5 protein-coding genes are annotated in these 1,665 nt (G+C 37.1%); all 5 read left to right on the forward strand.

What is annotated here, in order from left to right:
* Positions 1-226 (forward strand): hypothetical protein (locus BKK52_RS02615; protein WP_208606141.1); only part of this gene is annotated, 226 nt, incomplete at its 5' end.
* Positions 227-321: 95 nt separating this feature from the next.
* On the forward strand, positions 322-519 hold the full coding sequence (locus BKK52_RS02620) for a deaminase domain-containing protein (RefSeq protein ID WP_242650031.1): 198 nt from the start codon (positions 322-324) through the stop codon (positions 517-519).
* Positions 519-710: a hypothetical protein gene (locus BKK52_RS13810; protein WP_242650029.1), complete on the forward strand. Its 192-nt coding sequence runs from the start codon at positions 519-521 to the stop codon at positions 708-710. Before BKK52_RS02620 ends, BKK52_RS13810 begins: the two co-directional genes overlap by 1 nt.
* A gap of 257 nt (positions 711-967) precedes the next feature.
* Positions 968-1,579: a hypothetical protein gene (locus BKK52_RS02630; RefSeq protein WP_143531378.1), complete on the forward strand. Its 612-nt coding sequence runs from the start codon at positions 968-970 to the stop codon at positions 1,577-1,579.
* Positions 1,567-1,665, forward strand: a 99-nt coding sequence (locus BKK52_RS02635; RefSeq protein ID WP_143531379.1) for a hypothetical protein, incomplete at its 3' end; no start/stop codon positions are given. The genes BKK52_RS02630 and BKK52_RS02635, both read left to right, overlap by 13 nt.

The following is a 1,665-nucleotide window of genomic DNA, read 5'->3' on the forward strand; positions in this document are numbered from 1 at the left end:
CTACGTCAGCCCCAAAATTAAAGTAGGTGTAACGATGGAAATTTTAGAAAAAAAAAGAACGAGTGTTATTGTTGAATTATCTAAAAAAGAAATTCAATTAATTGTTAGCGCACTTGGAGAAATACCTAATATATTAGATGTAGACGATTGTGAAACAAGAACAGGGTATAAGTTAGATGATTTTGATCATTTATTTTATGAAATGAATATTCTTGATGAACGATAGACATCCATAGCTAAACCCCTAAATGATTTTATCTAGTATAATGCGCATACTTAAAAAAGGGGTCTTAATAGATAGAAAAGAAGCGGATTCTGAGTATAAAATTTTTTGCTAATTTAGCAGATCAACTAGGAAATAATTTCCAAGCTAAAGGTCAAGTAACGATTTTTACAGAACGTCCTGCTTGTGTAAGTTGTCTAGGTGTAGCTGATCAATTTAATAAACGTTATCCAAATATAAAATTAAATATTTTTGATAATAATGGGAAACTTATTAAAGCTAATGGAGAAAAATAATGTCAGAAAGAGTGAATTACAAAACATTAAAACAATGGTTCTTTGAAGATGCATATCAATGGTGTCAGGAAAAATTTGAAAAGGGGAAAGTGAATAAATGGCAATATAATGAAAGTGAATGGGGAGGGGCTTTAGATAGCTTTGAAGGTAGTTTTAATTTGCCGATAGAAAACTTAATGCTATATATATAATATTAAGGGGGGGCGTAACCCTTATGGGCATAAGGAGGCGTTAAATGATATTGATAAAATATTATCTGAAAATAATTTAAATGATTTGATTTCAGAATTAGAAGAAGAAAAACAAGAATTTCTTTATGATTTAAATCTAGTTTTAAATAATAGAGAGATTGAAGAATAACTATCTAAAGATAGAAAATTAATTAATAAGAGTAGAAGTTTTGAGTATAAGACTTTTTCAAATTTGTCAGATTAATTGAGTTCTACAAGTGAATAAACAAGACTTGAAGAAAGTGCAGGAACGGCAGGAGATGGCAAAAGTGATAGGCGAGATTGCTAACAATGCCATCAGTATTGCGACTTATGAAGAGCGGGAGAAAATGAACAAGCTCGGGCTTGAGAAGTTTAAGCTGGAAGAACAGAAAAAAGCCCTTGGTGATAATGATGCTAACCGTGCTCAAGTGGCAGCGCTTGATAAGCAGATTGGCACTATTACACAGGAAATTAACAAAACCCAACAGAAGATTGATAACAACGTTGGCATTGGCAGCCCAAATGGCATGGCAATCCGAGCGGTGACGGCAGCCCTTCAAGCCGCCGCACAAAACGACAGCAATGGTGCAGTCGTTGCCCTTGCTTCGCCTTATCTGAATAAAAAAATTCATGAGATGACAGATGGCAACACGGCAAAAGACAAGGTGGCAAACTTAGCTGCTCATGCCTTGCTTTCAGCCGTAGAGTTCCAAGTCACGGGCAAAGACCCGCTGACGGGGGTGGTTGCAGGCGTAACGGGTGAAGCCACGGCGACAATACTGACTAAAGCCCTTTATGACAAAACGCCGGACCAACGGCGAGTGAGAAAGAGAATATCAGTACCTTAAGCCAATTGGCGGGGGGCTTGGCTGCTTCGCTTACCGCAAAAGCCAATGGCACGACAGACCAACAAGGTGGTACATTCATTAGTGCC

It is taken from the genome of Rodentibacter trehalosifermentans (assembly GCF_002000545.1).
GTDB classification, from domain to species: domain Bacteria; phylum Pseudomonadota; class Gammaproteobacteria; order Enterobacterales; family Pasteurellaceae; genus Rodentibacter; species Rodentibacter trehalosifermentans.

What these genes read in the sequence shown, in the direction of transcription:
- BKK52_RS13810 (WP_242650029.1), top strand. Translation starts at nt 519, where the DNA reads ATGTCAGAAAGAGTGAATTACAAAACATTAAAACAATGGTTCTTTGAA.